Raw genomic sequence first — 23,745 nt, 5'->3', positions numbered from 1 at the left:
GGGTGCCGTTCCTCCTTCTCGTGTCGTCGGGTGGTCCGGCGCGGTGGCGTCCGGCGCTCCGCGCGACCACTCCGTCGACGCGCGGGTGCCCGTGGCCGTCCGGGACAAACCCCCGCGGCGGCCGGCCGGGATCTTCCCAGAGGACCACCCGCGGTCTATAGTCAAAAACTAGCGGTGCTAATTAATGCGTGCCGCCCCGCAGCACAGCCGTCGGCATCGGTCAGGAGTCCTGTCGTGCGTCCCGTCCACTTCGCGGCCGCCCGCCGCACCCCCATCGGCAAACTGCGCGGAGCCCTGTCCACCGTACGGCCCGACGATCTCGCCGCCGCCGTGATCCGCGGGCTGGTCGCCGACGTGCCCGCGCTGGACCCGGCACGCGTCGACGACGTCTACTGGGGCGCCGCGAACCAGGCAGGCGAGGACAACCGCAACGTCGCCCGGATGGCCGCGCTGCTCGCCGGGCTGCCCGAGTCCGTCCCCGGCGCCACCGTCAACCGGCTGTGCGCCTCCGGCCTCGAGGCCGTGACCACCGCCGCCCGCACCATCGCGGCCGGCGAGGCCGACATCGTCATCGCCGGCGGCTCCGAGTCGATGAGCCGCGCCCCCTTCGTGCTGCCCCGCCCCGACGAGGCCCTCCCGCACCGCGTCGAGACCGTCGACACCCGGCTCGGCTGGCGGCTGGTCAACCCCGCGATGAGGGAACTCCACGGACTGCTGGCCATGGGCGAGACCGCCGAGGAGGTCGCCGCCCGGTACGACGTCCCGCGCGCACGCCAGGACGAGTTCGCCCTGCGCAGCCACCGGCGCGCCGCCGAGGCCCGCAAGAACGGCCACTTCGACGACGAACTCCTCCCCGTCACCCGCCCGGACGGCGTGGTCGTCGAGACGGACGAGTGCGTCCGCGAGGACACCTCGATCGAGAAGCTGGCCCGGCTGAAGCCCGTGTTCCGCACGGGCGGTTCCGTCACCGCGGGCAACGCCTCCCCGATGAACGACGGCGCCGCCGGCCTGATCCTCGTCAGCGAGGAGGCGCTCAACGAGCTGGGCCTGGAGTCGCTCGGCCGCTATGTCGCCGGCGCCTCCGCCGGCGTCCACCCGGACGTCATGGGCATCGGCCCCGTCCCCGCCACCCGCAAGGTGCTGGCCCGCGCCGGCTGGACCATCGCCGACCTGCAGGAGGCCGAGTTCAACGAGGCGTTCGCGGCCCAGGCTCTCGCCTGCGTCGACCAGCTCGGCATCGACCCCGAGCTGGTCAACCCCAGCGGCGGCGCGATCGCGCTCGGCCACCCGCTGGGCTGCTCCGGCGCCCGCATCCTCACCACCCTGCTGCACCGCATGCGCCGCACCGGCGCCGGACGCGGCCTGGCGACCATGTGCGTGGGCGTGGGACAGGGCAGCGCGCTGCTGGTCGAGAGGCACTGACCGGCACCCCGGGCGTCACAGGGCGAGACGCTCCTTACGACAGCCGATTGCCTGCGCATAGCATCTGTCCCCGTAATGGACATGATGACACCCTGGGACCTCAACGGCTGGGAGTTCGCCGCGCTCGCCTTCGCGGCCCTGCTCGTCGGCTTCTCCAAGACCGCCGTCAGCGGGGCCAACACGGTCAGCCTCGCCATCTTCGCCGCGGTGCTGCCCGCCAGGGCCTCCACCGGCATCCTGCTGCCCATCCTGATCGCCGGTGACGTCCTCGCCGTCCTCACCTACCGCAGGCACGCCCACTGGCCCACCCTGTGGCGGCTGTTCCCGGCGGTCGCGGCGGGCGTCGTCGCCGGCACCCTGTTCCTGGTGTGGGCCGACGACGCGCTCGTACGGATCTCGATCGGCGTGATCCTGCTGCTGATGGCCGGGGTGACGGTGTGGCGGCGGCGGACCGCCGCCGCGGACCGGGAGCCCGACGGGGTCACCACCCGGGCGGGCCGGGCCAAGGCCCGCTCCTACGGTGTCCTCGGCGGCTTCACCACCATGGTCGCCAACGCCGGCGGCCCGGTGATGTCGATGTACCTGCTCTCCGCGGGCTTCCGGAAGCTCGGCTTCCTGGGCACCTCGGCGTTCTTCTTCCTCATCGTCAACACCTCCAAGCTGCCCTTCAGCGCCGGCCTGGGCCTGATCGACGCCGACTCGCTGCTCCTGGACGCGGCGCTCGTGCTGTTCGTGGTGCCCGGCGCGCTCCTCGGCCGCTGGGCGGTGGACCGGATCAACCAGCGGCTGTTCGAGCGGCTGGTGATCGCGGCGACCGTGGTGGGCGGCGTACAGCTACTGGTGCCCTGAGCGGGGCCCGGCCGTCTCGCTCCGCCCGCCCGGCTCGTCCGGGTCCGTGGGCGGTACGGCCGGCGGCTGCGGCTCGTACGGCGCCGGGTACGGCCGGTGGAGCCGGCTGGGCGCGGCGGTACGGCCGACCGTCGCCGCCAGCTTGCGCAGCCGCCGCCAGTCCAGCCGGGGCGGGGCCTGGGTGACGCCGGGCCGCCTGCGGGGGACCCGGACGCGCAGCACGCCGGGGGCGATACGGCAGTGGACCGGGGCGGGCAGCACCATCGCCTCACCGTCGACCCCGGCCTCGATCTCCGCCCGGTCCGCCTCGACGTGCACCTCGGTTGCGGTCACGATGGTCAGCCCGCTCGGCTCCGGGTTCAGCAGCAGGGCGGCGGCACTGATGGCGCCCTCCAGCCTCACCCCGAGGACGCCCAGCGCGGCGCCGTCCAGCCGCTCCCGCCGGCCGAGGCCGAAGGGGTCGCCGGTGCGGTACGGATTGTTGCTGACCAGCACGGCCTGCGGCGCGGTGAGCGTGGTGTCCCCGGCGCGCGCGACCAGCCGGGGCCCCTCCCGCCCGGTGAGCAGGCCGGGCAGCATCTCCAGACTCGTGCCGATCTTGTCGTCGCGGTAGGCGGGGCTCTGCACGATCGCCGCGTACGCGCCGAAAGAGGCGTTGTTCACGAACGGCTGCTCGCCCGCGAAGCCCAGGTCGACGCGGAGCTCGACGCCGTCCGTGAGCGCGTCGAGACAGGCGGCCGGGTTCCCGCGGTCCAGGCCGAGGTCCAGGGCGAAGTGATTGCGCGTACCGGCGCTGATCACCAGGAACGGGATGTCGTGCTCGGCCGCCACCGCCGCCACCAGTGCCTGGGTGCCGTCTCCGCCGGCCGCGCCCAGCAGATCCGCGCCGTCCGCCACGGCCCGGCGGGCCAGCGCGGTGACGTCGTGCTGCTCGCCGGGTTCCAGCAGCACCACCCGGGCGCCCAGCCGCTCCGCCTTCTCCCGCAGCCGGAACCGGCCCACCTTGCCGCCGCCCGACCGGGGATTCATGATCAGCACGGGCTTCCGGGGCGGCGGCAGCCGCCGCTCCCGCACCTCGGTGTGCCCGCCGCCCGGTCCGCGCAACGCGAACCTGCCGCTCCACACGGCCAGCCCCCACAGGGTCAGGGACACCAGCAGCGCCCAGAACAACGTCACGGCGAACAGGGCGATCAGACCCGCCGGAACACAGACGGCGACCAGCGCGGACACCCAGCGCAGCGGGCCCCGCTGGGTCAGCGTCCACCACACCGCGGCCGCGCTGAGCCCCAGTCCCGCGACCCCGCACACCAGCAGCAGCAGACCACGCAGTCCGCCGTACACGAGGGGAGTCGCCACCGCGAGCGCCGCGGCGGCCAGCGCTCCCCGCGCCGCCCATCGCTGGGCGTGATAGCCCCGCCCACTCCAGTCCACGGCCATGGTTCCTCCCGTCACCCGGCGTCATCGTAGGTGGTGTGCGGACATGTGTGCGGCCGGACGCCGATCTTCGTCGGGCGGGCCGGTGCCTCCGGGCGGCACCCGGGCCTCGTACCCTCGGCGCCATGTCCCCCCACGTCCTGGTCCTCGGCGGCACCACCGAGGCGCGCGCACTGGCCGGAGAGCTGTCCGCCCGCCCCTCGACCAGGGTGACGACGTCCCTCGCCGGACGCGTGACCCGGCCGGGCGCGCTCGCCGGCGAGGTCCGCATGGGCGGTTTCGGCGGCGCGGAGGGACTGGCGGACTGGCTGCGCTCACAGGGCGTGGACGCGGTCGTCGACGCCACGCACCCCTTCGCGGCGGCCATCACGGCGAACGCGGCACGCGCGGCGGCCGTCACCGGGGTGCCGCTGGTCGTCCTGCGCCGGCCGGGCTGGCAGCCCGACCCCGGCGACCACTGGCACCCGGTTCCCTCGCTGGCGGCGGCGGCCGGCCTGCTGCCCGAGCTCGGCCACCGGGTGTTCCTCACCACCGGCCGCCTCGGCCTCGCGGCCTTCGCCCACCTGACGGACCTGCGGTTCGTCACACGCTCGGTGGAGCCCCCCATGCCGCCCATGCCCCCGCACACGCACGTCCTGCTGGCCCGCGGACCCTTCACCGTGGCCGACGAGACCGCCCTCCTGCGCGACCACGACATCGACGTCCTGGTCACGAAGGACAGCGGCGGCACGGCGACCGCCGCGAAACTCACCGCGGCGCGCGACCTCGCCCTCCCGGTGGTCGTCGTCCACCGCCCGCCCCTGCCGGCCGGGGTGACGGCGGTCCCCGACGTACCGACGGCCCTGCACCGGCTGGACGCCCTCGGCCGGCCGTGACCCGGCGGGTGGCCGTGGCCGGCCGGAGCTGCCGCTCAGCTCTCGTCCGGGCGCCTGCGCAGCAGGTAGGTGTCCATGATCCAGCCCTTGCGCGCGCGGGCCTCCGCACGGAGGTGCTCGATGCGCGGGGCGGCCTCGGCGAGCGGTCCGGAGACCAGGATCTCGTCCGGGGTGCCTATGTAGGCGCCCCAGTAGATGTCGACGTCCTGGTCGGCGTACGCGCGAAAGCCCTGGTGGGCGTCCAGCATCACCACCACGTCGTCCACGCCCTCCGGGAACCCCTCGGCGAGCCGCCGCCCCGTGGTGATCTGCACCGGGCGGGCGACCCGGTTGAGCCCTGTACGGTGCCGGGCGACGAGCGCCGACACACTGCTGATGCCCGGCACGACGTCGAAGTCGAAGACGACCCGGCCGCGCTCCAGCACCTCCTCCAGGATGCCGATCGTGCTGTCGTAGAGCGACGGATCGCCCCACACCAGGAACGCCCCGGTCTGTTCCTCGCCCAGTTCCTCGGAGATCAGCCGCTCGTAGATGTCCGCGCGGGCGCTGCGCCAGTCCCCGACGGCGGGGGAGTAGGCACGACCCCCGGCCTTGCGGTCCCGCTCCGGGTCACGCGCCTCGACGACGCGGTAACCGCCCTCCGGTACGTGCGCCTCGAGCATGTCGCGGCGCAGCCCGGTCAGGTCCGCCTTCGCCTCACCCTTGTCCAGGATGAAGAACACGTCCGTGCCCCGCAGCGCCTTGACGGCCTGCAGGGTCAGTTGGTCGGGGTCGCCCGCGCCGATACCGATGACATGAATCTCTCGCACGCCCCGAGTCTGCCGCACGCCACCGACAACGCGCAGGGCGCACCCCACCCGGCCGTCAGCGCAGCCGTGGTGCCCGCGCCCCCGCGTTCACCACGGCGCCGCCCTCCACCTCGGCCGCCAGTTCCCGCGCCCAGACGATCACGCCCGCCAGATCGATCCCGTGCGGCCGGAACCCGCCCTGCGCCGCCCACCCCTGCGCCGCCCCGGCCCCGCGCAGCAGCAGCCGCGCCCCACCGGTGACGTTCCCGCGCGCGGCATGGGTGAGGCCCACCGCGAGCTGGGCCAGCCCCCGCCACAGCTCGCGCTCCTCCTGGGGCCCCGACTTCCAGGCGTCCTCGAACACCTCGTGCGCGTGGAACGGCTTCCCCTCGTCCAGCAGCCGCTGCGCCTCCGCGACGCTCTCCTCCGGCCGCCGTACGACCCCTTCCGGCTGCCGGGCCACACCCGGCGCGCCGTACGGCAGGGGCCGCCCGAGGCCGTCCCGCGGCCGCGCGTTGCGCGCCCGCCCCTCACTGTCCCGGTCCCGCGCGGCGACCGTCCGGCCCGACGACGTGCTCTCCATGCTGCCCATACGCCGATTGTCCCGCGCCCGGTCCGATTCGGGGCGTCCCGGGGGTGTGGGGTAAAGTGCTGTTCGCGCGATCACGCGGTTCACCGCACGTGAGCGCACCGGGACGTGGCGCAGCTTGGTAGCGCACTTGACTGGGGGTCAAGGGGTCGCAGGTTCAAATCCTGTCGTCCCGACTTTACGAAGTCGCAGGTCAGGGGCCGTTTCAGAGATCATCTGAAACGGCCCCTTGATCATTTCCGGGGACCGTTCGGGGAGCCGGTGCGGATCCCGCCGGGGGCACCGGCGCGGATGCGGAACGGGATTCCCCTGATCGCCGGGCGACGGCCGTTCCGCCGGCCGCCCCGGCCACCTGGCGGTGGCAGACGCGACTCCAGCGGTGCGCTGCGCGTTCCGACGTGCCCGGAAAGGTCCTCCAGGCGGACAGGGGGTAGAAGTCGTTGTCGCTGGAGTTCAGCCTCAGGCCGTCCCCCGGGATCTGAACGACGTCGTCGTCCGCGGGAGGCTCCCCGAAGAAGACGGGACCGATCTGAATCGTCCGGTAGAAGACCCGAGGGCGAACCTCGACGACATCCACCACCTCGGCCATGTGCCCTCCTGCGCTCGGTCTTCCAGCGGACGGATCGACGTGTCGCACTCCATGCGGCGGCCGTCCCGTTCTTCGTCCCGCCCGATCGGTCGCCGCGGCCGATCAGCTGGGGTGCTCGTCCGCTCGCGTGCTCGTCTGCTCGTCTCGAGGCCGGTACGGCCGTCCGGTCGTCCCGGGGCAGGCGCTTCAGCGCAGGGTGATCCGCGCGGTCACCGGCAGATGGTCGCTGCCCGTTGCCGTGAGGGCGCGGATACCGGTGACCGTCGCCGAGCGGGCCATGACCTGGTCGATCCGGGCCAGCGGGAGACCGGCCGGGAAGCTGAAGGCGAAGCCCCGCCGGGCCACGTTCATCCGTGAGGTGAGCGGCGACAGTCCGCGGTCGTCGACCGTGCCGTTGAGGTCTCCCAGCAGGATCGCCGTGCCCAGGGGCTCGGCGGCGACCGCCTCGCCCAGCAGGCCGGCGCTCTCGTCACGCCGCGCTGAGGTGAGGCCGCCCGCCCCGACCCGGACCGACGGCAGGTGCGCCACGTACACGGCGACCTCGCCGTACGGCGTGTGGACCACGGCACGCAGTCCGCGGTTCCAGGGCCCGGTGATGTCCCGCGGCTTGATGTCAAGGAGGCGGGCCTCGGTGAGCGGATGCCTCGACCACAGCCCGACGGTGCCGCGGACCGCGTGGTGCGGGTACTCCCGCGCGAGCCGCCTCTCGTAGACCGGCAGCGCGGCCGGGACCAGCTCCTGCAGTGCGATGAGGTCGGGCCGCGCCTCGGCCAGGGCACGGGCCGTGCCCGCCGGATCGGTGTTCACGTCGCTGACGTTGTGCTGCACCACCACCAGCTCACGCGGGCCGGATTCCCCTGCGGGCAGGAACAACCCGCCGAAGAGGTACGTCCACGCCACCCCCGGCAGCAGCAGGGCCACCAGGGCGGTGGCCGAACGGCGCAGCAGGGCCGCGACGAGGAGCACCACGACCACCAGCCCGAGCCAGGGCAGGAACACCTCCAGCAGACTGCCCGCCCGGCCCACGGAGTTGGGAACCAGCCGGTGGAACACCAGCAGCCCCGCCGTCAGTACGGCCGCCCCCGCGAGCACCCGCCCGCGCGCCCACGACCATCCGCGCTGTCCCACGTTGCTTCCCGTCCGCTCGACTCCCTGTCCCAGGACGCGGTCGCGGAGTGGATCGGTTTCAGCAGACCCGACACGCTTGACTTGGAGCGCTCTTCAAGCGGAAGACTCCCGATCCGTGCCCCGACAGCGGGGTGCGAAACGGGAGGGAACACCCATGAAGTACCGCACCATCGGCACGGGTCCGCACAGCCGCCGGGTGAGCGTGCTCGCGCTCGGGGCGATGCTGTTCGGGTCCAGGACCGACGAGAAGACCTCCTTCGCCGTACTCGACCGCTACGTCGAGGCCGGCGGGAACTTCATCGACACGTCCGACAACTACGCCTTCTGGATCGACGGCGGCCAGGGCGGACAGAGCGAGGAACTGCTCGGCCGCTGGCGCCGCAGCCGCGGGGCCGGTGACGAGATCGTCGTCGCCACCAAGCTCGGCGCCCGCCCCCTCGCCCCCGGCACCAGCTACACCGACAACCCCGAGGGTCTGTCCGCGAAGGTGATCAGGGAATCCTCCGAGCGCAGCCGCGAGCGGCTCGGCATGGAGCGACTGGACCTGCTGTACGCGCACATCGACGACCACACCGTCCCCCAGCGCGAGACGGTCGAGGCCTTCGGGGAACTGGTCGCCGAAGGCACGGTGGGGCTGCTCGGGGTGAGCAACCAGGCCGTGTGGCGGGTGGAGCGGGCCCGCGCCCTCGCGGCGGCGGCCGGGCTGCCCGGCTACGAGGTCCTGCAGTACCACCACAGCCTGCTGCGGCCCCGCTCCGACGTGCCGAGCGACCTGTTCCCCGACGGCAACCTGGGCCACGCGGGCCCCGAGATGGCCGGCTATCTGCGCGCCGAACCCGGCCTCACCCTGGTCGCCTACTCACCGCTGCTCACCGGCGCCTACGCCCGCCCCGAACGGCTGCCCGCCGACTTCGACCACCCGGGCGCCCCGGCCCGCCTCGCCGTGCTGCACGAGGTTGCCCGGGAGACCGGGGCGACGCCGGGCCAGGTCGTACTGGCCTGGCAGATCGGTCACGAGCTGCCGATCATCCCGCTGGCCGGGGCGTCGTCGGTGGCCCAGCTGGAGGAGAACCTGGCCGCGGTGGACCTGGAACTGTCGCCGGAGCAGTGGGCCCGGCTCGACGCGGCGCACTGAGCACGCCTCACGGCCTGACCAGCAGCTGGAAGTCGAACGAGTACCGGGACGCGCGGTAGATGTGGGTGCCGTACTCTACCGCGCGCCCGGTGTCGTCGTAGGCCGTGCGCTGCATGGTGAGCAGGGCGGCGCCCTCCTTCTCGTCCAGGCGGGCCGCCTCGGCCGCGGTGGCCGCGCGGGCCCCGACGGTCTGGCGGGCGCTGTGCAGGGTGATGCCGGCCGTGCGCATCATCCGGTACAGGCCGGTCGCCTCCAGACGGTCCGTGTCCAGGGCGAGCAGGTCCGGCGGTAGGTAGTTGCACAGCAGCGCGACCGGCTGGCCATGGGTGCGGCGCAGGCGTTCCAGGAGGGCGACCTCGGTGCCCTCGGCCAGTCCGAGGGCCGCCGCCACCACCGCGGGCGCCGGGACCGTCTCGTTGCGCACCACCCGTGTGGTCGGGCCCTGCCCGGCCGCCTCCAGGTCGTCGTAGAGACTGCTCAGCTCCAGGGGCCGTCTGACCTGGCTGTGCACCACCTGGGTGCCCACCCCCCGCCGCCGGACCAGCAGCCCCTTGTCGACGAGGGACTGGATGGCCTGGCGGACGGTGGGCCGGGACAGCCCCAGCCGTACGGACAGGTCGACCTCGTTGCCCAGCAGATTGCCCGGCGCGAGGACGCCCTGCTCGATCGCCGCCTCCAGCTGCTGCGCGAGCTGGTAGTACAGCGGCACCGGACTGCCCCGGTCCAGGGCGAAGTCCAGCGTGCTCAGCGCGGGTTCGGTCGCGGCACGTGCGGGGCCACCGGTCTTCGCCATGGACGGTCCTCTCTGGAGCGGGGTGCGGGCGGGTTCAGAGGTGGCGGCGGCGGCCGGCGACCTCGGCGTCGTACCGTGTGCGCGCCTCCACGGCGGCCTCACGGGCGGACACCTCGGCCACCGGGACGTCCCACCAGGCCTCGGCCGGGGGAGCGGTCGCGGCGGGGTCGGTCTCGACGTACACGCACGTCGGACGGCCGGAGGCCCGCGCCTCGGCCAGCGCGCCGCGCAGCTCCCGTACGGTCTTGGCGCGCAGGACGTCCATGCCGAGGCTGGCCGCGTTCGCGGCGAGGTCCACGGGCAGCGGGGCGCCGGTGAAGGAGCCGTCGGCGGCCCGGTGCCGGTAGGCGGTGCCATAGCGCTCCGCGCCCACCGACTCCGACAGGCCGCCGATGGAGGCGTACCCGTGGTTCTGCACCAGGACCAGGTTGACCGGGAGGTTCTCCTGGACGGCGGTGACGATCTCCGTCGGGTTCATCAGATAGGTGCCGTCGCCGACCAGCGCCCACACGGGTGTGCCGGGCGCGGCCTGCTGCACACCGAGGGCGGCCGGGATCTCGTAGCCCATGCAGGAGTAGCCGTACTCCAGGTGGTACTGGCGGGGGCTGCGCGCGCGCCAGAGCTTGTGCAGGTCGCCGGGGAGCGAACCGGCCGCGTTGATCACCACGTCCTCGTCGCCGACCACCGCGTCGAGCGCGCCGAGGACCTGCGTCTGCGTCGGTACGGCCGTGTCGTCGTCCGCGCGGAAGGCGGTCTCCACGACCCGCTCCCAACGCTCCTTGCCGGTCCGGTACTCCGCCTCGTACGACTCCCGCACACGATGGCCGGCCAGCGCCCCGGCCAGCTGCTCCAGCGAGGTCCGCGCGTCGCCGACCAGGGTGCGGGCCGCCAGCTTGTGCGCGTCGAAGCCGGTGATGTTGAGGTTGAGGAAGCGGACGTCCGGGCGCCGGAAGAGGGTGCCGGAGGCGGTGGTGAAGTCGGAGTAGCGGGTGCCGACGCCGATCACCAGGTCGGCGGTGCGGGCGAGTTCGTCGCTCACCGCCGTGCCGGTGTGGCCGATGCCGCCGAGGTCGGCGGGGTGGTCGTGGCGCAGGGAGCCCTTGCCGGCCTGGGTGGAGGCGACCGGGATGCCGGTGGCCTCCACCAGCGCCCTCAGGGCCTCCTCGGCCTCGCTGTGGTGGACCCCGCCGCCCGCGACGATCAGCGGCCGCCGAGCCGCCCGTACCGCCTGGGCGGCCGCCGCCAGTTCCGCCGGGTCCGGGACGGGACGCCGTACGGACCAGACGCGGTCGGCGAAGAACTCCTCCGGCCAGTCGTACGCCTCCGCCTGCACGTCCTGCGGGAGGGCCAGCGTCACCGCGCCGGTCTCGGCCGGGTCGGCGAGTACCCGCATCGCGTTCAGCGCGGAGGCGATCAGGGCCTCGGGGCGGGTGACACGGTCGAACCAGCGCGACACCGGGCGGAGCGTGTCGTTGACCGACACATCGGCCTCGACGGGGTGTTCGAGCTGCTGCAGCAGCGGATCGGCGACGCGGGAGGCGAAGTAGTCGCCGGGGAGCAGGAGTACGGGCAGCCGGTTGATGGTGGCGAGGGCGGCGCCCGTGACGAGGTTGGTGGCGCCGGGGCCGATGGAGGTCGTGACCGCCTGCGCCGAGAGCCGGTTGAGCTGGCGGGCGTGGCCGACGGCGGCGTGCACCATCGCCTGCTCGTTCCGGCCCTGGTGATACGGCATCGCATCGCGGTACTCGACGAGTGCCTGCCCGATGCCGGCCACGTTGCCGTGGCCGAAGATGCCCCAGGTGCCCGCGATCAGCCGGCGGCGCACGCCGTCACGTTCGGTGTACTGCGCGGACAGGAACCGCACCAGGGCCTGGGCGGTCGTCAGTCGGCGGGTGGCGGCGCTCATACGGACCTCTCCGGTGCGGTGTAGAGGGGAAGGCGGGGGTCGGCCGGCTGCTCGGGCCAGGTGTCGCGGATCCAGGCGTGGTCGGGGTGGTCGCAGATCAGCCAGGCGCGTTCGGCCTCCGGACCCGCCATGACGTTGAGGTAGTACATGTGATGCCCCGGCACGGCCATGGACGGGCCGTGCCAGCCGTCCGGGATGAGGACGACGTCGCCGTCGCGCACCTCGGCCAGCACATCCGTCCCGCGGCCCGGACCGGACGGGGAGACCCGCTGGTAGCCGAGGCCCGGGGTGTTGTCGTGGGCGGCGAACTCGAAGTAGTAGATCTCCTCCAGCACGGACTCCTCACCGGGCCGGTGTTCGTCGTGCTTGTGCGGCGGGAAGGACGACCAGTTGCCGCCCGGCGTGAGCACCTCGACCGCGATCAGCTTGTCGCACTCGAAGCCCTGTCCATCACCGCCTCCGGCGGGGGCCGCCGCACCGAAGTTGTTGACCTGCCGGGAGCAGTTCCCGGTGCCGCGCAGCTCGACCGGGACGTCGGAGGCGGGACCGTAGCGGGCGGGCAGCCGGCGGGCGCAGCGGGCGCCCGTGAGCGCGAACCGTCCGCCGCCCGCCGAGGCGACCGTCGCGCGGGCATCGCGCGGGACGTAGGCGAAGTCGGTGACTCCGTCGAACACACTGGTGCGGCCGGTGAGTTCGAAGGTGTCGTGGCCGAAGTCGTCGTCGGCCGTGACCGTGCAGCCGCCGCTCAGCGGCAGCACGATCCACTCGCTGTCACCCGCGTCGAAGGTGTGCGCGCCGCCGGGCGGCAGCTCCAGCACACGCAGACTGGAGTAGCCCCAGCCCGCCGACTCCGGGCTCACGTCGACGGCGTACGGGCCGGCCTGTGCCTCGCCGGCCGGAAGGTGATGTGTCATGCCATGCCTCCGTGTCGCAACGGGCTTCTCACAACAGGCCGACGGCCGTGTCCACCGCCGTCTCCACACTGCCCTCCGCCGGATAGAGCAGCGAGCGGCCGACGACCATCCCCATCACGGTCGGCAGCCGCAGCGCCTTGCCCCACCGCTCGTACGCCGCCTCCTGGTCGCCGACCTCGCCGCCGAGGAGCACGACGGGCAGCGTCGAGGCCGCCAGCACCTCCGGCATCGCCTCGACGTCGTCGGTGACCGGGAGCTTCAGCCAGGTGTAGGCGGAGGTGCCGCCCAGACCGGAGGCGATGGCGATGGAGCGGGTGACGGCCTCGGCGGTCAGGTCGTTGCGGACCCGGCCGTCCACCCGGCGCGAGATGAACGGCTCCACGAACACCGGCAGCCGGCGCTCGGCCATCGCGTCCACCGCGCGGGCCGAGGACTCCAGGGTGGTCAGCGAGCCCGGGTCGTCGTAGTCGATACGGGCCAGCAGCTTGCCCGCGTCGAAGCCCATCCGCGCGATGTCCTCGGCGCGGTGGCCGGTGAAACGGTCGTCCATCTCGAAGGACGCGCCGGCCAGACCGCCCCGGTTCATCGAACCCATGACGACCTTGTTCTCCAGCACCCCGAGGAGCAGCAGGTCCTCCAGGATGTCGGCCGTGGCCAGCACCCCGTCGACGCCCGGCCGGGACAGCGCGACGCAGAGACGTTCCAGCAGATCGGCGCGGTGGGCCATGGCCAGCCGCCGGTCACCGATGCCGAGCGCGCCCCGCGCGGGGTGGTCGGCGGCCACGATCATCAGCCGGCCGCTGTCGCCGATCAGCGGGCGGCGCGCCCGGCGGGCGGCCGCCTCGGCGACGGCCTCCGGATTGCGGGCCCGGACCGCGGTGAGGTCGGGGATGCTCAGATTCAAGGAAGGGCTCCGTTCAGGACTGGCTCGGCAGGTCCGCCGGGGCCGGCGAGGCGGACCGCGCGAGAAGGTCCGCGACCTCCCGCCCGGTCGGCATGGCGGACGAACAGGCGAGGCGCGAGGCGACGAGGGCGCCGGCGGCGTTGGCGTGGCGCATGGTCCGCTCCAGGTCCCAGCCGGAGAGCAGACCGTGGCAGAGCGAGCCGCCGAAGGCGTCACCCGCGCCGAGACCGTTGACCACCTCGACCGGCACCGGGGGCACCTCGGCCCGGGTGCCGTCGCGGTGCACCGCCAGCACACCGCGCGGACCCTGCTTGACCACGGCCAGTTCCACACCGGCCGCCAGCAGTGCCCGCGCGCACGCCTCCGGTTCACGCACCCCGGTGGCGATCTCGCACTCGTCGAGGTTGCCGACCGCGACCGTGGCATGCCGCAGCGCCTCGCGGTAGTAGGGGCGGGCCTGGTCCGGGTCGCGCCAGAACATCGGGCGCCAGTCCAGGTCGAAGACGGTCGTCCCGGCCCGGGCGCGGGCCTCCAGGGCGGTGAGGGTGGCCGAGCGGCTCGGTTCCTCGCTCAGACCCGTGCCGGTGATCCAGAAGATCCCGGCCGCGCGTACGGCGGCCAGGTCCAGCTCGTCGGCGTGGATCTCCAGGTCCGGGGCCTTGGGGCGGCGGTAGAAGTACAGGGGGAAGTCGTCCGGCGGGAAGATCTCGCAGAAGGTGAGCGGGGTCGGGTAGGCGGCGACCGGGGTGACCCAGCGGTCGTCCACGCCGAAATCCCTCAGCGCCTCGTGCAGAAACATGCCGAAGGGGTCGTCACCGGTGCGGGTGACGATCGCCACGGAACGGCCCAGCCGGGCGGCCGCCACCGCGACATTCGCGGCCGATCCGCCCAGGAATTTCCCGAAAGTCTCCACTCGTGCCAGCGGAACCCCGGTCTCCAGTGGATAAAGATCGACCCCGATGCGTCCCATGGTGATCAGGTCGAAATATGGTGGTGAGTCGGCCATTGAGCGACGCCTCTCGAGCTACTGGGGATGCGGGTCCCAAAGCGCCCTGCCACGGTGGGGACGTGGATTCCAGGGACCTGCCACCTCACAGGTGTAGGTCTCCGAGGGCGGCGATGTCAATAGTTTGTACTTACATTCGGACTAGTACGTGAACTGATGTCTTAACAAAGTATTGACAGCGGAGGCTTCTGGGGATTGGATCGCGTCCCAGCATGACCGCCGTGTTCTATGGCACACCCGGACTTCCGAGGCACCGGATCCTCGGACTCCCGCCCTTTCCCCGCGTAGCACAGTGAGGTGCAGGACAGATGGACCGCTCTTCGCACACCCGCTCCCGCAGAATCGCGCCGTTCATCGCGGTCGCGGCGGCAGCCACCCTGGCCCTCGCCGGCTGCTCCAGTGACTCCGGCGGCAAGAAGTCCGAGGAGGGTGCAGCCGACGCGTCGGCGGGCAAGGCGAACACGCCCCGGATGAAGGTCGCCCTCGTCACCCACCAGGCGCCCGGCGACACCTTCTGGGACATCGTGCGCAAGGGCGCCGAGGCCGCCGCCGCCAAGGACAACATCGACCTCGTCTACTCCGCCGACCCGAACGCCGGCAGCCAGGCCACCCTGGTGCAGAACGCGATCGACCAGAAGGTCGACGGCATCGCGGTCACCCTCGCCAAGCCGGACGCGCTGAAGGCCGTCATAGCCAAGGCCAACGCGGCGAACATCCCCGTCGTCGGTCTCAACTCCGGCCTGACCGACTGGAAGGACCTCGACCTGCTCGAGTTCTTCGGCCAGGACGAGTCCGTCGCGGGCGAGGCGTTCGGCAAGAAGCTGAACGAGGTCGGCGCGAAGAACACCGTCTGCGTCATCCACGAGCAGGGCAACGTCGGCCTGACCCAGCGCTGCGACGGCGTGAAGAAGACCTTCGAGGGCGAGACCCAGATCCTCAACGTCAACGGCACCGACATGCCGTCGGTGAAGTCGACCATCACCGCCAAGCTGAAGCAGGACTCCGCCATCGACTACGTCGTCACCCTCGGCGCGCCCTTCGCGCCGACCGCGGTGCAGTCGGTGGGCGACGCGGGCAGCAAGGCGAAGGTCGCCACCTTCGACCTCAACAAGGAACTCACCAAGTCGATCGAGGCCGGCGACATCGAGTTCGCCGTGGACCAGCAGCCCTACCTGCAGGGCTACCTCGCCGTCGACGGCCTGTGGCTCTACAAGAACAACGGCAACTACAGCGGCGGCGGCGAGCAGCCGGTGCTGACCGGCCCGGCGTTCGTCGACAAGTCCAACGTCGACGCGGTCTCCGAGTACGCCGCGAAGGGCACTCGGTGATGAGCATGGCCCAACAGGCTGAGCCGGCGGTGACCCCACCGCCGGCCCCCGGCCCGAAACAGAGCGACGGCCGCACCCGGCGCCGCCCGCTCGCACTGCGGCTCCTGGCCCGCCCCGAGGTGGGCGTGTTCCTCGGAGCCGTGGCCGTCATGGTGTTCTTCCTGATCACCGCACCGCCGATGCGCGACGGCAGCTCCATGGCGAACATCCTGTACCAGTCGTCGGTCATCGGGATCATGGCGCTGCCCGTGGCCCTGCTGATGATCGGCGGCGAGTTCGACCTCTCGGCCGGTGTCGCGGTCGTGACCTCGGCACTGACCGCGAGCATGCTCAGCTACCAGCTCACCCTGAACGTGTGGATGGGCGTGATCGTCGCCCTGGTGGTCTCCCTGGCCGTCGGCGCCTTCAACGGCTGGCTGCTGGTCAGGACGGGGCTGCCCAGCTTCCTGGTCACCCTCGGCACCTTCCTGATCCTCCAGGGCGTGAACCTGGCGGTGACCAAGCTCGTCACCGGCAACGTGGCCACCGACAGCATCGCCGACATGGAGGGCTTCGACCAGGCCAAGGCCCTCTTCGCCTCCAGCTTCGACCTCGGCGGCGTCCAGGTGAAGATCACCGTGGTGTGGTGGCTCGTCTTCGCCGCCCTCGCCACCTGGGTGCTGCTGCGCACCAAGTACGGCAACTGGATCTTCGCCGTCGGCGGCAACAAGGAGAGCGCCCGCGCGGTCGGCGTCCCGGTCACCTTCACCAAGATCTCCCTGTTCATGCTGGTCGGCTTCGGCGCATGGTTCGTCGGCATGCACAACCTGTTCTCCTTCAACACCGTGCAGTCCGGCGAGGGCGTGGGCCAGGAGCTCATCTACATCGCCGCCGCCGTGATCGGCGGCTGTCTGCTGACCGGCGGCGCCGGCAGCGCGATCGGCCCGGTCTTCGGCGCCTTCATGTTCGGCATGGTGCAGCAGGGCATCGTCTACGCCGGCTGGAACCCGGACTGGTTCAAGGCCTTCCTCGGCGTGATGCTGCTCGGCGCCGTCCTCATCAATCTGTGGGTCCAGCGCCAGGCGACCCGGAGGTGACCGCAATGACCGACAAGACCACCGGCACCGCGTCCGACGGCGGCCGCCCCCTGGTCGAACTCCGCGCGGCCGGCAAGTCCTACGGCAACATCCGCGCCCTGCACGGCGTCGACCTCACCGTCCGCCCCGGCAAGGTGACGTGCGTCCTCGGCGACAACGGCGCCGGCAAGTCCACCCTCATCAAGATCGTCTCGGGGCTGCACCAGCACACCGAGGGCGAGTTCCTCGTCGACGGCGAGCCGGTGCGCTTCTCCACCCCGCGCGAAGCCCTCGACAAGGGCATCGCCACCGTCTACCAGGACCTCGCCGTCGTCCCGTTGATGCCGGTGTGGCGGAACTTCTTCCTGGGCTCCGAGCTGACCAGGGGCCCCTGGCCGGTCCGCCGCCTCGACATCGACCGTATGAAGAAGACGGCCGACGAGGAACTGCGCAACATGGGCATCGTCCTGGACGACCTGGAGCAGCCCATCGGCACGCTCTCCGGCGGCCAGCGCCAGTGCGTCGCCATCGCCCGCGCCGTCCACTTCGGCGCACGCGTGCTGATCCTGGACGAGCCGACGGCCGCCCTCGGTGTCAAGCAGTCCGGTGTGGTCCTGAAGTACATCGCCATGGCCCGCGACCGCGGCCTCGGCGTCATCTTCATCACCCACAATCCGCATCACGCCTATATGGTCGGCGACCACTTCAGCGTGCTGCGCCTGGGCACCCTGGAACTCAGCGCCGCCCGCAGCGAGGTCGGCCTCGAGGAGCTGACGAACCACATGGCCGGCGGCGCCGAACTGGCCGCGCTCAAGCACGAGCTGGCGCAGGTCGGCGGCGTCGACACCGAGGAACTCCCCGAGGAGGGCGACCTCCAGGCCCCCGTAGCCGCAACTCCGGAAGGAAAGTCCTGACATGGCAGTCGCGCTCGACCGCATCCGGGTCGGTTCCGCCCCCGACTCCTGGGGGGTCTGGTTCCCCGACGACCCGCAGCAGGTGCCCTGGCAGCGCTTCCTCGACGAGGTCGCCGAGGCCGGCTACTCCTGGATCGAACTCGGCCCCTACGGCTACCTCCCCACCGACCCGGCCCGCCTCGGCGACGAGGTGAAGAAGCGCGGCCTCAAGGTCTCCGCCGGCACCATCTTCTGCGGACTGCACCGCGGTCCCTCCGAATGGGACGGCACCTGGGAGCAGGTCAGCCGCGTCGCCGCCCTCACCCAGGCCATGGACGCGAAGCACCTGGTGGTCATCCCGTCCTTCTGGCGCGACGACAAGACCGCCGAGATCCTCGAGGAGCCCGAACTCACCACCGAGCAGTGGGGCCACCTCACCCGGGGCATGGAACGCCTCGGCCGTGAGGTGAAGGACACGTACGGCCTGGACATCGTCGTCCACCCGCACGCCGACACCCACATCGACACCGAGGAGCACGTCGAGCGCTTCCTCGACTCGACCGACTCCGGCCTGGTCGGCCTCTGCCTGGACACCGGCCACTACGCCTACTGCGGCGGCGACAGCGTCAAGCTGATCGAGACCTACGGCGAACGCATCGGCTACCTCCACCTCAAGCAGGTCGACCCGGAGATCCTCGCCGACGTCGTCAAGAACGAGGTCCCGTTCGGGCCTGCCGTGCAGCGCGGGGTGATGTGCGAACCGCCCACCGGTGTCCCCGAGCTGGGCCCGGTCCTCACGGCCGCGCAGAAGCTGGGCGTGGACCTGTTCGCCATCGTCGAGCAGGACATGTACCCCTGCGAACCGGACAAGCCGCTCCCCATCGCCGTACGCACCCGCAAGTTCCTCCGCTCCTGCGGCGCCTGACGAACCGGAGGGACACGATGAGCCGGCGCGAACCGCTCGGTGTCGCCGTCATCGGCACCGGCCGTATGGGCGCGGACCATGTACGCCGGATCGACCGGGTGGTCGGCGGCGCGCGAGTCACCGCCGTCGTGGACCTCGACGCCCGACGCGCCGAGGCCGCCGCCGAGGGCATCGAAGGCTGCGGTGTCTACACCGACCCGGCCGCCGCGATGGCGGCGGCCGACGTCGACGCCGTGCTCATCGCCTCCTCCGGACCGGCCCACGAGGCGGCCCTGCTCTCCGCTTTCGAGCGCGATCTGCCGGTGCTGTGCGAGAAGCCGCTCACTCCGGACGCGGCGTCCGCGCTGCGGGTCATGGAGGCCGAAGCGGCCCTCGGGCACCGGCGGGTGCAGGTCGGGTTCATGCGCCGCTACGACGCCGAGTACATGCGGCTCAAGGCGCTGCTGGAGACGGGGGAGTTGGGACGGTCGCTGATGCTGCACAACCGGCATCGCAATGTGGCGAGCGCGCCGTTCTTCACGAGCGGGATGCTTATCACCGACTCCGTGGCCCATGAGGTGGACGCCACACGGTGGCTGCTCGGGCATGAGATCGCCGCCGTGACGGTACTGCGGCCCGCGCCGTCCTCGGGAGCGCCCGAGGGGCTGCTCGATCCGCAGTTCGTCGTGCTGGAGACGGACGGGGGCGCGCTGTCCGACGTCGAGATCTTCGTCAACTGCGGGTTCGGGTACCAGGTGCAGGCGGAGATGGTCTGCGAGCGGGGGACGGCGCGGATCGGTGACGGGCACGCGCTGGTCACCAACTGGGGCGGCCGATGGGGTGGCACGATCGCCCAGGACTGGACGGAACGGTTCGCCCAGGCGTACGACGACGAGGTCCGGGCGTGGGTCGACGCGACACGGCGCGGTGAGGTGGTGGGGCCGAGCACGTGGGACGGCTATGCGGCGGCGGCGGTGTGCGAGGCGGGGGTACGGGCGCTGGATACCGGCGGCCGGGTCGAGGTCGACCTGGTCGAGCAGCCCGCGCTGTACCGGTGACGCCGGACATGTGAGTGTGCCCCAAGACGGCCGGCGCTCCGCGGTGTCGGCTGCGCCTGCCCGCAGCCGGGGGTATCAGGCTGATGAGCGGGGTCGTGGGGCCAGCCCCGCCGACTCGTAGCACGCGTCGATCAGCCGCATCGTCGCCACCGCGTCGTCCGCGTCCAGAGGAAGCGCAGCATCGGCGCGTACCCGGGCCGCGAACGCCTTCAGTTGGTACGCGTACGACGACCGCGTGCCGAGATGTTCCGTGCGTTCGCCGTCCGGTGTCCGGACGATGACACGGTCGTCCCGCTGCGGAAGCACGAAGTTCGGGGCCGTCGCCTCGCCCCGGCTGCCGACGACCCGCATGCTCATCTCCAGCCGGTCGTACGCCATATGGCACCGCGCGCTGCCCGTCGCGCCGGACGGAAAGCCGAGGCCGGCGTCCAGCCACTCGTCCACCCCCGGCGCCCCCGCACGCTCACCGGCCCGAGCCGACAGCACACGCGGCGCACCGCCCGCCCACGGTGCGAGCATCCGCAGCGCGTGCACGCCGTAACAGCCCAGGTCCATCAGCGCACCGCCGGCCAGGGACAACGACCAGCGGGGGTCGGCGGCTTCCGGCGCGGGGATCGCCACCATGGCCTCCGCATGCCGGAGTTCGCCGAGCTCACCGGAGGCCAGCAGTTCGTGCAGCCGCCGCGTGACCGGATGGAACAGGTAGTGGAACGCCTCCATGAAGACCGCGCCCGACCGGGCGGCCGCCTCCCGGACCTCCTCCGCCTCCGCCGCGTTGCTCGCCGACGGCTTCTCGCTCAGGACGTGCTTGCCCGCGGTGAGCGCCGCCAGATTCCACGGCCCGTGCAGGCCGTTGGCGAGCGGGTTGTAGACGACGTCGACCTCGGGGTCGGCCAGCAGCTCGGCGTACGAGCCGAGAACCCGCTCCACGCCGTGGGCCGCGGCGAACGCCTCGGCGCGGGAGCGGTCGCGGGCGGCCACCGCGACCAGGCGGTGGCCGGTCGTCCGGGCCGGGACGACGAGGGAGCGCTCGGTGATCCGCGCGGCTCCCAGGACGCCGATACGCAGGGGTTCCCGGCCGGACTCGCTCATGCCTGCCGTACCTCCTCGACGGTGACGGGACGGTGCTCGTGCAGGGACAGTGTGCACGCCTCCGCGATCCAGCCCGCCTCGAGGGCCTCCGCGATCGTGCACGGCGAGGGGCGGGAGCCCGCCACGACCTCGGTGAACGCGGTGAGTTCGGCGCGGTAGGCGTCCGTGAAGCGGTCCATGAAGAAGTCGTGCGGGGTGCCCGCCGGGAAGGTCGTGCCGGGCTCCACCGACCGCAGCGGCAGCTTGTCCTCCAGGCCCACCGCGATGGAGTCGGCGAAGCCGTGGAGTTCCATGCGGACGTCGTGACCGCGGCCGTTGTGGCGGCTGTTGGAGACCACCGCGAGGGTGCCGTCGTCGAGGGTGAGGACCGCGCCGGTCGTGTCGGCGTCGCCGGCCTCCCGGATGTAGTCCGCGCCCCGGTTGCCGCCGGCCGCGTACACCTCGGTCACCTCCCGGCCGGTCACCCAGCGGATGATGTCGAAGTCGTGCACCGAGCAGTCCCGGAAGATGCCTCCGGACGCGGCGACGTACGCGGCCGGCGGCGGCGCGGGGTCCAGTGTCGTCGAGCGCACGGTGTGCAGCTTGCCCAGCTCCCCGCTGCGTACAGCGGCCCGCGCGGCGACGAAACCGGCGTCGAAGCGGCGGTTGAAACCGATCTGGACCGGCACGTCACGGCCCCCGACGGCCTTCAGTACCTCCACGCCCTCGCCGATGGTGCGGGCCACGGGCTTCTCGCAGAAGACGGGCACGCCCGCCTCCACACACGCCAGGATCAGCCCCGGGTGGGCGTCGGTCGCGGCGGCGACGACCACCCCGTCCACCCCGGAGGCGAGCAGGGCCTCGGGGGAGTCCGCGACCTCGGCGCCGAACCGCTCGGCGGCCGCTTTCGCGGCGTCCGCGAACGGGTCGGAGACGACGAGGGACTCGACGGCGTCGAGCCCCGACAGGGTCTCGGCGTGGAAGGCGCCGATACGGCCGAGACCGAGGATTCCGATGCGCATGGGGACGGTGCTCCTTGCTTGCGGGTGCGTACGAGCGGAGAGGTGCGGGGAGATCAGTCGAGGCCGCCGAGGACGTTCTGGTCCCAGTCGATCACGGAGCCGGTGACCACCCCGGAGCGGTCGGAGAGCAGCAGGACCACGAAGCCCGCGATCTCGTCCGGTTGGCCCAGCCTGCCCATCGGCAGCCGTGCGGCGGCCCGCTCCCTCCAGTCGTCCCCGGCGCCGTGGAAGGCCCGCTGGGTGGCGTCCTCGCCCTCGGTGGCGGTCCAGCCGATGTTCAGGCCGTTGATCCGGATCCGGTCCCAGCGGTGCGCGTGCGCCGCGTTCCGGGTGAGGCCGATCAGCCCGGCCTTCGCGGCGACATACGGTGCCAGGAACGGCTGTCCGCCGTGCGCCGAGGAGGTGATGACGTTGACGACCGAGCCGGGTGCCGCGCGCCGCACCATGTCGGCGACGGCGGCCTGCATGGCGAAGAACGGCGCCTTGAGGTTGATCGCGATGTGCTCGTCGAACAGCTCGGGTGTGGTGTCGAGCAGGGTCCCGCGCGAAGTGAGGCCGGCGGAGTTCACCAGGCAGTCGATTCTCCCGTACGCCTCCACCGTCCGCGCGACGGAGCCCTTGGCCTGTTCTGCGTCCGCGAGGTCGGCGCGTACGAACATCGCCTTGCCGCCCGCGGCGGCCAGCTCGGCCACCAGCGCCTCACCGGGCTCGGCGCGCCGCCCGCTGACGGCCACGACCGCGCCCTCGCGGACCGCGGCCCGCGCGACGGCCGCGCCGACGCCCTGGCTGCCGCCGTTGACGAGGACGACCTTGTCGTCGAGAAGTCCCATACCGGTCTCCGGGTCCCTTCAGCTGTCGCGCCGCTTGGCGCCGGCCCGCAGTTCGCCGCGCAGCGTCCGCGGGGTCCACCCCTCGCGCAGGGCCCGTCGTACGACCTCGGCCTGCGACGGCGGGGCGAGGCCCTCCACGGGCGGGTCGTTGTCGAGGTTGGTGGGGAAGGGGTAGCCCTCGGCGCTCGCCGCGATCACGTTCTCCAGCCACTGCTCGCCGGCGCCCTCGCCCTGGCGCCTCAGGAGCACCGGGTAGACGGCGCCCGCCACGGCCTCGCGGTCCACCGTCTCCATCGCCCGGCCGAACGCCGACGACACCTGGAGCAGGTTGGCCATGCGCCGGATGTCCGCCGAGTGGTTGGCGCCGGCGGCGTGGAACAGCGCCGGGTTGAAGAACACCGCGTCGCCCTTGGCGAGCGGGAGCTGTACGTGGTGCTCCTCGAAGTACGCCCGGAACTCCGGGAGCCGCCAGGCGAGATAGCCGGGCTCGTACTTCTGCGAGTGCGGCAGATACAGCGTGGGCCCGGACTCCACGGGCATGTCGCAGTGCGCCACCGCGCCCTGGAGCGTGAGCGCGGGGGAGAGGCGGTGCACATGCGCCGGGTAGCGGGCGGCGACCTCGTCGGAAAGGAAGCCGAGGTGGTAGTCGCGGTGCACGGTCTGCGCCGCACCGCCCGGGTTCACCACGTTGACCTGCGAGGTGACCTGGTAGCCGGGGCCGAGCCAGGCCGAGGACACCAGGGCGATCACCTCGTTCGCGTAGTACTCGGCGAACGCCTCCGGATCGTACAGGGCGGCCTTCTCCAGGGCGTTCCACACCCGGTCGTTGGCACCCGGCTTGGCGAAGTGGTCGCCGGCGGCGGCGCCCGTGGCGCGCTGTTCGGCGATCAGGGCCTCGAACACGGCGGTCGTACGGTCCACCACCGCCGGATCGGCGAAGGCTCCGCGGACCACCACGATGCCGGGGCCGTCCGCGAACGCGCGCACCAGTTCGGCCTGTACGGCACGGCGGTCGGCGAGGGCGAGCCGGTCGGCGTCGTACAGCGGCACGTTCCGCTCGACGGCACTGGCGTGCGGGTAGGCGTCGAGGTCGGTCGACTGCTCCACCAGGGCGCGGAAGGCGTCGAGGTCGCAGTGCCGCTCGGACAGCCAGGCGGCCGGGGCGGGTGTCCGGTGGTGGGTGGAGGCTGACATGGGGTCGTCCCTTCGGGTCACGGAGCGACGCGGCTGATGCCATTCTTGTCAGTACAAA

General features: G+C 72.4%; 22 protein-coding genes and 1 tRNA gene. 10 read left to right on the top strand and 13 right to left on the bottom strand.

Annotated elements, in window-relative coordinates; genetic code table 11:
- Positions 1 to 234: 234 nt before the first annotated feature.
- On the top strand, positions 235 to 1,422 hold the full coding sequence (locus ACGFR9_RS30140; RefSeq protein ID WP_393214625.1) for a thiolase family protein: 1,188 nt from the start codon (positions 235 to 237) through the stop codon (positions 1,420 to 1,422).
- A gap of 75 nt (positions 1,423 to 1,497) precedes the next feature.
- Positions 1,498 to 2,271: a sulfite exporter TauE/SafE family protein gene (locus ACGFR9_RS30135; RefSeq protein WP_393214622.1), complete on the top strand. Its 774-nt coding sequence runs from the start codon at positions 1,498 to 1,500 to the stop codon at positions 2,269 to 2,271.
- On the opposite strand, the gene ACGFR9_RS30130 is transcribed toward ACGFR9_RS30135, so the two are convergent.
- On the bottom strand, positions 2,257 to 3,708 hold the full coding sequence (locus ACGFR9_RS30130; protein ID WP_393214710.1) for a diacylglycerol/lipid kinase family protein: 1,452 nt from the start codon (positions 3,706 to 3,708) through the stop codon (positions 2,257 to 2,259). The genes ACGFR9_RS30135 and ACGFR9_RS30130 overlap by 15 nt on opposite strands.
- A gap of 122 nt (positions 3,709 to 3,830) precedes the next feature.
- Between ACGFR9_RS30130 and ACGFR9_RS30125 the strand changes: the two genes are divergently transcribed.
- The gene (locus tag ACGFR9_RS30125; protein WP_393214619.1) at positions 3,831 to 4,580 is read left to right on the top strand and encodes a cobalt-precorrin-6A reductase; all 750 of its coding nucleotides are present in this window, start codon (positions 3,831 to 3,833) and stop codon (positions 4,578 to 4,580) included.
- Positions 4,581 to 4,615: 35 nt separating this feature from the next.
- On the opposite strand, the gene cobF is transcribed toward ACGFR9_RS30125, so the two are convergent.
- Together cobF and ACGFR9_RS30115 are read right to left on the bottom strand one after the other, a co-directional pair.
- Positions 4,616 to 5,389, bottom strand: coding sequence for a precorrin-6A synthase (deacetylating) (gene cobF, locus ACGFR9_RS30120; RefSeq protein ID WP_393214616.1), 774 nt, complete (start codon positions 5,387 to 5,389; stop codon positions 4,616 to 4,618).
- Positions 5,390 to 5,444: 55 nt separating this feature from the next.
- The gene (locus ACGFR9_RS30115) at positions 5,445 to 5,960 is read right to left on the bottom strand and encodes a DUF309 domain-containing protein (protein ID WP_393214613.1); all 516 of its coding nucleotides are present in this window, start codon (positions 5,958 to 5,960) and stop codon (positions 5,445 to 5,447) included.
- A 99-nt stretch (positions 5,961 to 6,059) separates the two neighbouring features.
- Here ACGFR9_RS30115 and ACGFR9_RS30110 point away from each other — a divergent pair.
- Positions 6,060 to 6,133, top strand: a tRNA-Pro gene (locus ACGFR9_RS30110).
- Positions 6,134 to 6,732: 599 nt separating this feature from the next.
- Here ACGFR9_RS30110 and ACGFR9_RS30105 read toward each other — a convergent pair.
- The gene (locus ACGFR9_RS30105; RefSeq protein ID WP_393214610.1) at positions 6,733 to 7,674 is read right to left on the bottom strand and encodes an endonuclease/exonuclease/phosphatase family protein; all 942 of its coding nucleotides are present in this window, start codon (positions 7,672 to 7,674) and stop codon (positions 6,733 to 6,735) included.
- Between the two features lie 154 nt (positions 7,675 to 7,828).
- Between ACGFR9_RS30105 and ACGFR9_RS30100 the strand changes: the two genes are divergently transcribed.
- On the top strand, positions 7,829 to 8,809 hold the full coding sequence (locus ACGFR9_RS30100) for an aldo/keto reductase (protein ID WP_393214607.1): 981 nt from the start codon (positions 7,829 to 7,831) through the stop codon (positions 8,807 to 8,809).
- Between the two features lie 7 nt (positions 8,810 to 8,816).
- Here the strand turns inward: ACGFR9_RS30100 and ACGFR9_RS30095 are convergent, their stop codons facing one another.
- From ACGFR9_RS30095 to iolC, 5 genes are read right to left on the bottom strand one after another with little or no spacing between them, the layout of a single operon-like run.
- Entirely contained in the window at positions 8,817 to 9,602 is a 786-nt protein-coding gene (locus tag ACGFR9_RS30095; RefSeq protein WP_393214604.1) for a GntR family transcriptional regulator, read from the bottom strand.
- A 34-nt stretch (positions 9,603 to 9,636) separates the two neighbouring features.
- Positions 9,637 to 11,508, bottom strand: a complete 1,872-nt coding sequence (gene iolD, locus ACGFR9_RS30090; protein ID WP_393214601.1) for a 3D-(3,5/4)-trihydroxycyclohexane-1,2-dione acylhydrolase (decyclizing) — start codon at positions 11,506 to 11,508, stop codon at positions 9,637 to 9,639.
- Positions 11,505 to 12,422, bottom strand: coding sequence for a 5-deoxy-glucuronate isomerase (gene iolB, locus ACGFR9_RS30085; RefSeq protein ID WP_393214598.1), 918 nt, complete (start codon positions 12,420 to 12,422; stop codon positions 11,505 to 11,507). Before iolB ends, iolD begins: the two co-directional genes overlap by 4 nt.
- Before the next feature lie 28 nt (positions 12,423 to 12,450).
- Positions 12,451 to 13,326, bottom strand: a complete 876-nt coding sequence (locus tag ACGFR9_RS30080) for a deoxyribose-phosphate aldolase (protein WP_393214596.1) — start codon at positions 13,324 to 13,326, stop codon at positions 12,451 to 12,453.
- 13 nt (positions 13,327 to 13,339) lie between these two features.
- Positions 13,340 to 14,332, bottom strand: a complete 993-nt coding sequence (gene iolC / locus ACGFR9_RS30075; RefSeq protein ID WP_393214593.1) for a 5-dehydro-2-deoxygluconokinase — start codon at positions 14,330 to 14,332, stop codon at positions 13,340 to 13,342.
- Between the two features lie 308 nt (positions 14,333 to 14,640).
- On the opposite strand from iolC, the gene ACGFR9_RS30070 reads away from it, so the two are divergent.
- From ACGFR9_RS30070 to ACGFR9_RS30050, 5 genes are read left to right on the top strand one after another with little or no spacing between them, the layout of a single operon-like run.
- Positions 14,641 to 15,660: a sugar ABC transporter substrate-binding protein gene (locus tag ACGFR9_RS30070; protein ID WP_393214590.1), complete on the top strand. Its 1,020-nt coding sequence runs from the start codon at positions 14,641 to 14,643 to the stop codon at positions 15,658 to 15,660.
- Positions 15,660 to 16,736, top strand: a complete 1,077-nt coding sequence (locus ACGFR9_RS30065; protein ID WP_393214587.1) for an ABC transporter permease — start codon at positions 15,660 to 15,662, stop codon at positions 16,734 to 16,736. Before ACGFR9_RS30070 ends, ACGFR9_RS30065 begins: the two co-directional genes overlap by 1 nt.
- 5 nt (positions 16,737 to 16,741) lie before the next feature.
- A complete protein-coding gene (locus ACGFR9_RS30060; protein WP_393214584.1) occupies positions 16,742 to 17,629 on the top strand; it encodes an ATP-binding cassette domain-containing protein in 888 nt (295 codons plus the stop codon).
- A gap of 1 nt (position 17,630) precedes the next feature.
- On the top strand, positions 17,631 to 18,533 hold the full coding sequence (locus ACGFR9_RS30055; protein WP_393214581.1) for a sugar phosphate isomerase/epimerase family protein: 903 nt from the start codon (positions 17,631 to 17,633) through the stop codon (positions 18,531 to 18,533).
- 17 nt (positions 18,534 to 18,550) lie between these two features.
- Complete coding sequence (locus ACGFR9_RS30050; RefSeq protein WP_393214578.1) at positions 18,551 to 19,570, top strand: Gfo/Idh/MocA family protein; 1,020 nt, start codon at positions 18,551 to 18,553, stop codon at positions 19,568 to 19,570.
- A gap of 75 nt (positions 19,571 to 19,645) precedes the next feature.
- On the opposite strand, the gene ACGFR9_RS30045 is transcribed toward ACGFR9_RS30050, so the two are convergent.
- Genes ACGFR9_RS30045 through ACGFR9_RS30030 form a run of 4 tightly spaced genes read right to left on the bottom strand, consistent with a single transcriptional unit; the run spans position 19,646 to position 23,687 of the window.
- A complete protein-coding gene (locus ACGFR9_RS30045) occupies positions 19,646 to 20,662 on the bottom strand; it encodes a Gfo/Idh/MocA family protein (RefSeq protein WP_393214575.1) in 1,017 nt (338 codons plus the stop codon).
- Positions 20,659 to 21,663: a Gfo/Idh/MocA family oxidoreductase gene (locus ACGFR9_RS30040; RefSeq protein ID WP_393214572.1), complete on the bottom strand. Its 1,005-nt coding sequence runs from the start codon at positions 21,661 to 21,663 to the stop codon at positions 20,659 to 20,661. The genes ACGFR9_RS30045 and ACGFR9_RS30040 overlap by 4 nt, the downstream gene beginning before the upstream one ends.
- A gap of 53 nt (positions 21,664 to 21,716) precedes the next feature.
- Positions 21,717 to 22,493: an SDR family oxidoreductase gene (locus tag ACGFR9_RS30035; RefSeq protein WP_393214570.1), complete on the bottom strand. Its 777-nt coding sequence runs from the start codon at positions 22,491 to 22,493 to the stop codon at positions 21,717 to 21,719.
- An 18-nt stretch (positions 22,494 to 22,511) separates the two neighbouring features.
- Positions 22,512 to 23,687, bottom strand: a complete 1,176-nt coding sequence (locus tag ACGFR9_RS30030) for a phytanoyl-CoA dioxygenase family protein (RefSeq protein WP_393214567.1) — start codon at positions 23,685 to 23,687, stop codon at positions 22,512 to 22,514.
- Positions 23,688 to 23,745: the final 58 nt, after the last annotated feature.

The organism is Streptomyces sp. NPDC048584, from assembly GCF_043199595.1.
Taxonomy (GTDB): Bacteria; Actinomycetota; Actinomycetes; order Streptomycetales; family Streptomycetaceae; genus Streptomyces; species Streptomyces edwardsiae.
This window is presented reverse-complemented; position numbering and strand designations above follow the sequence as displayed.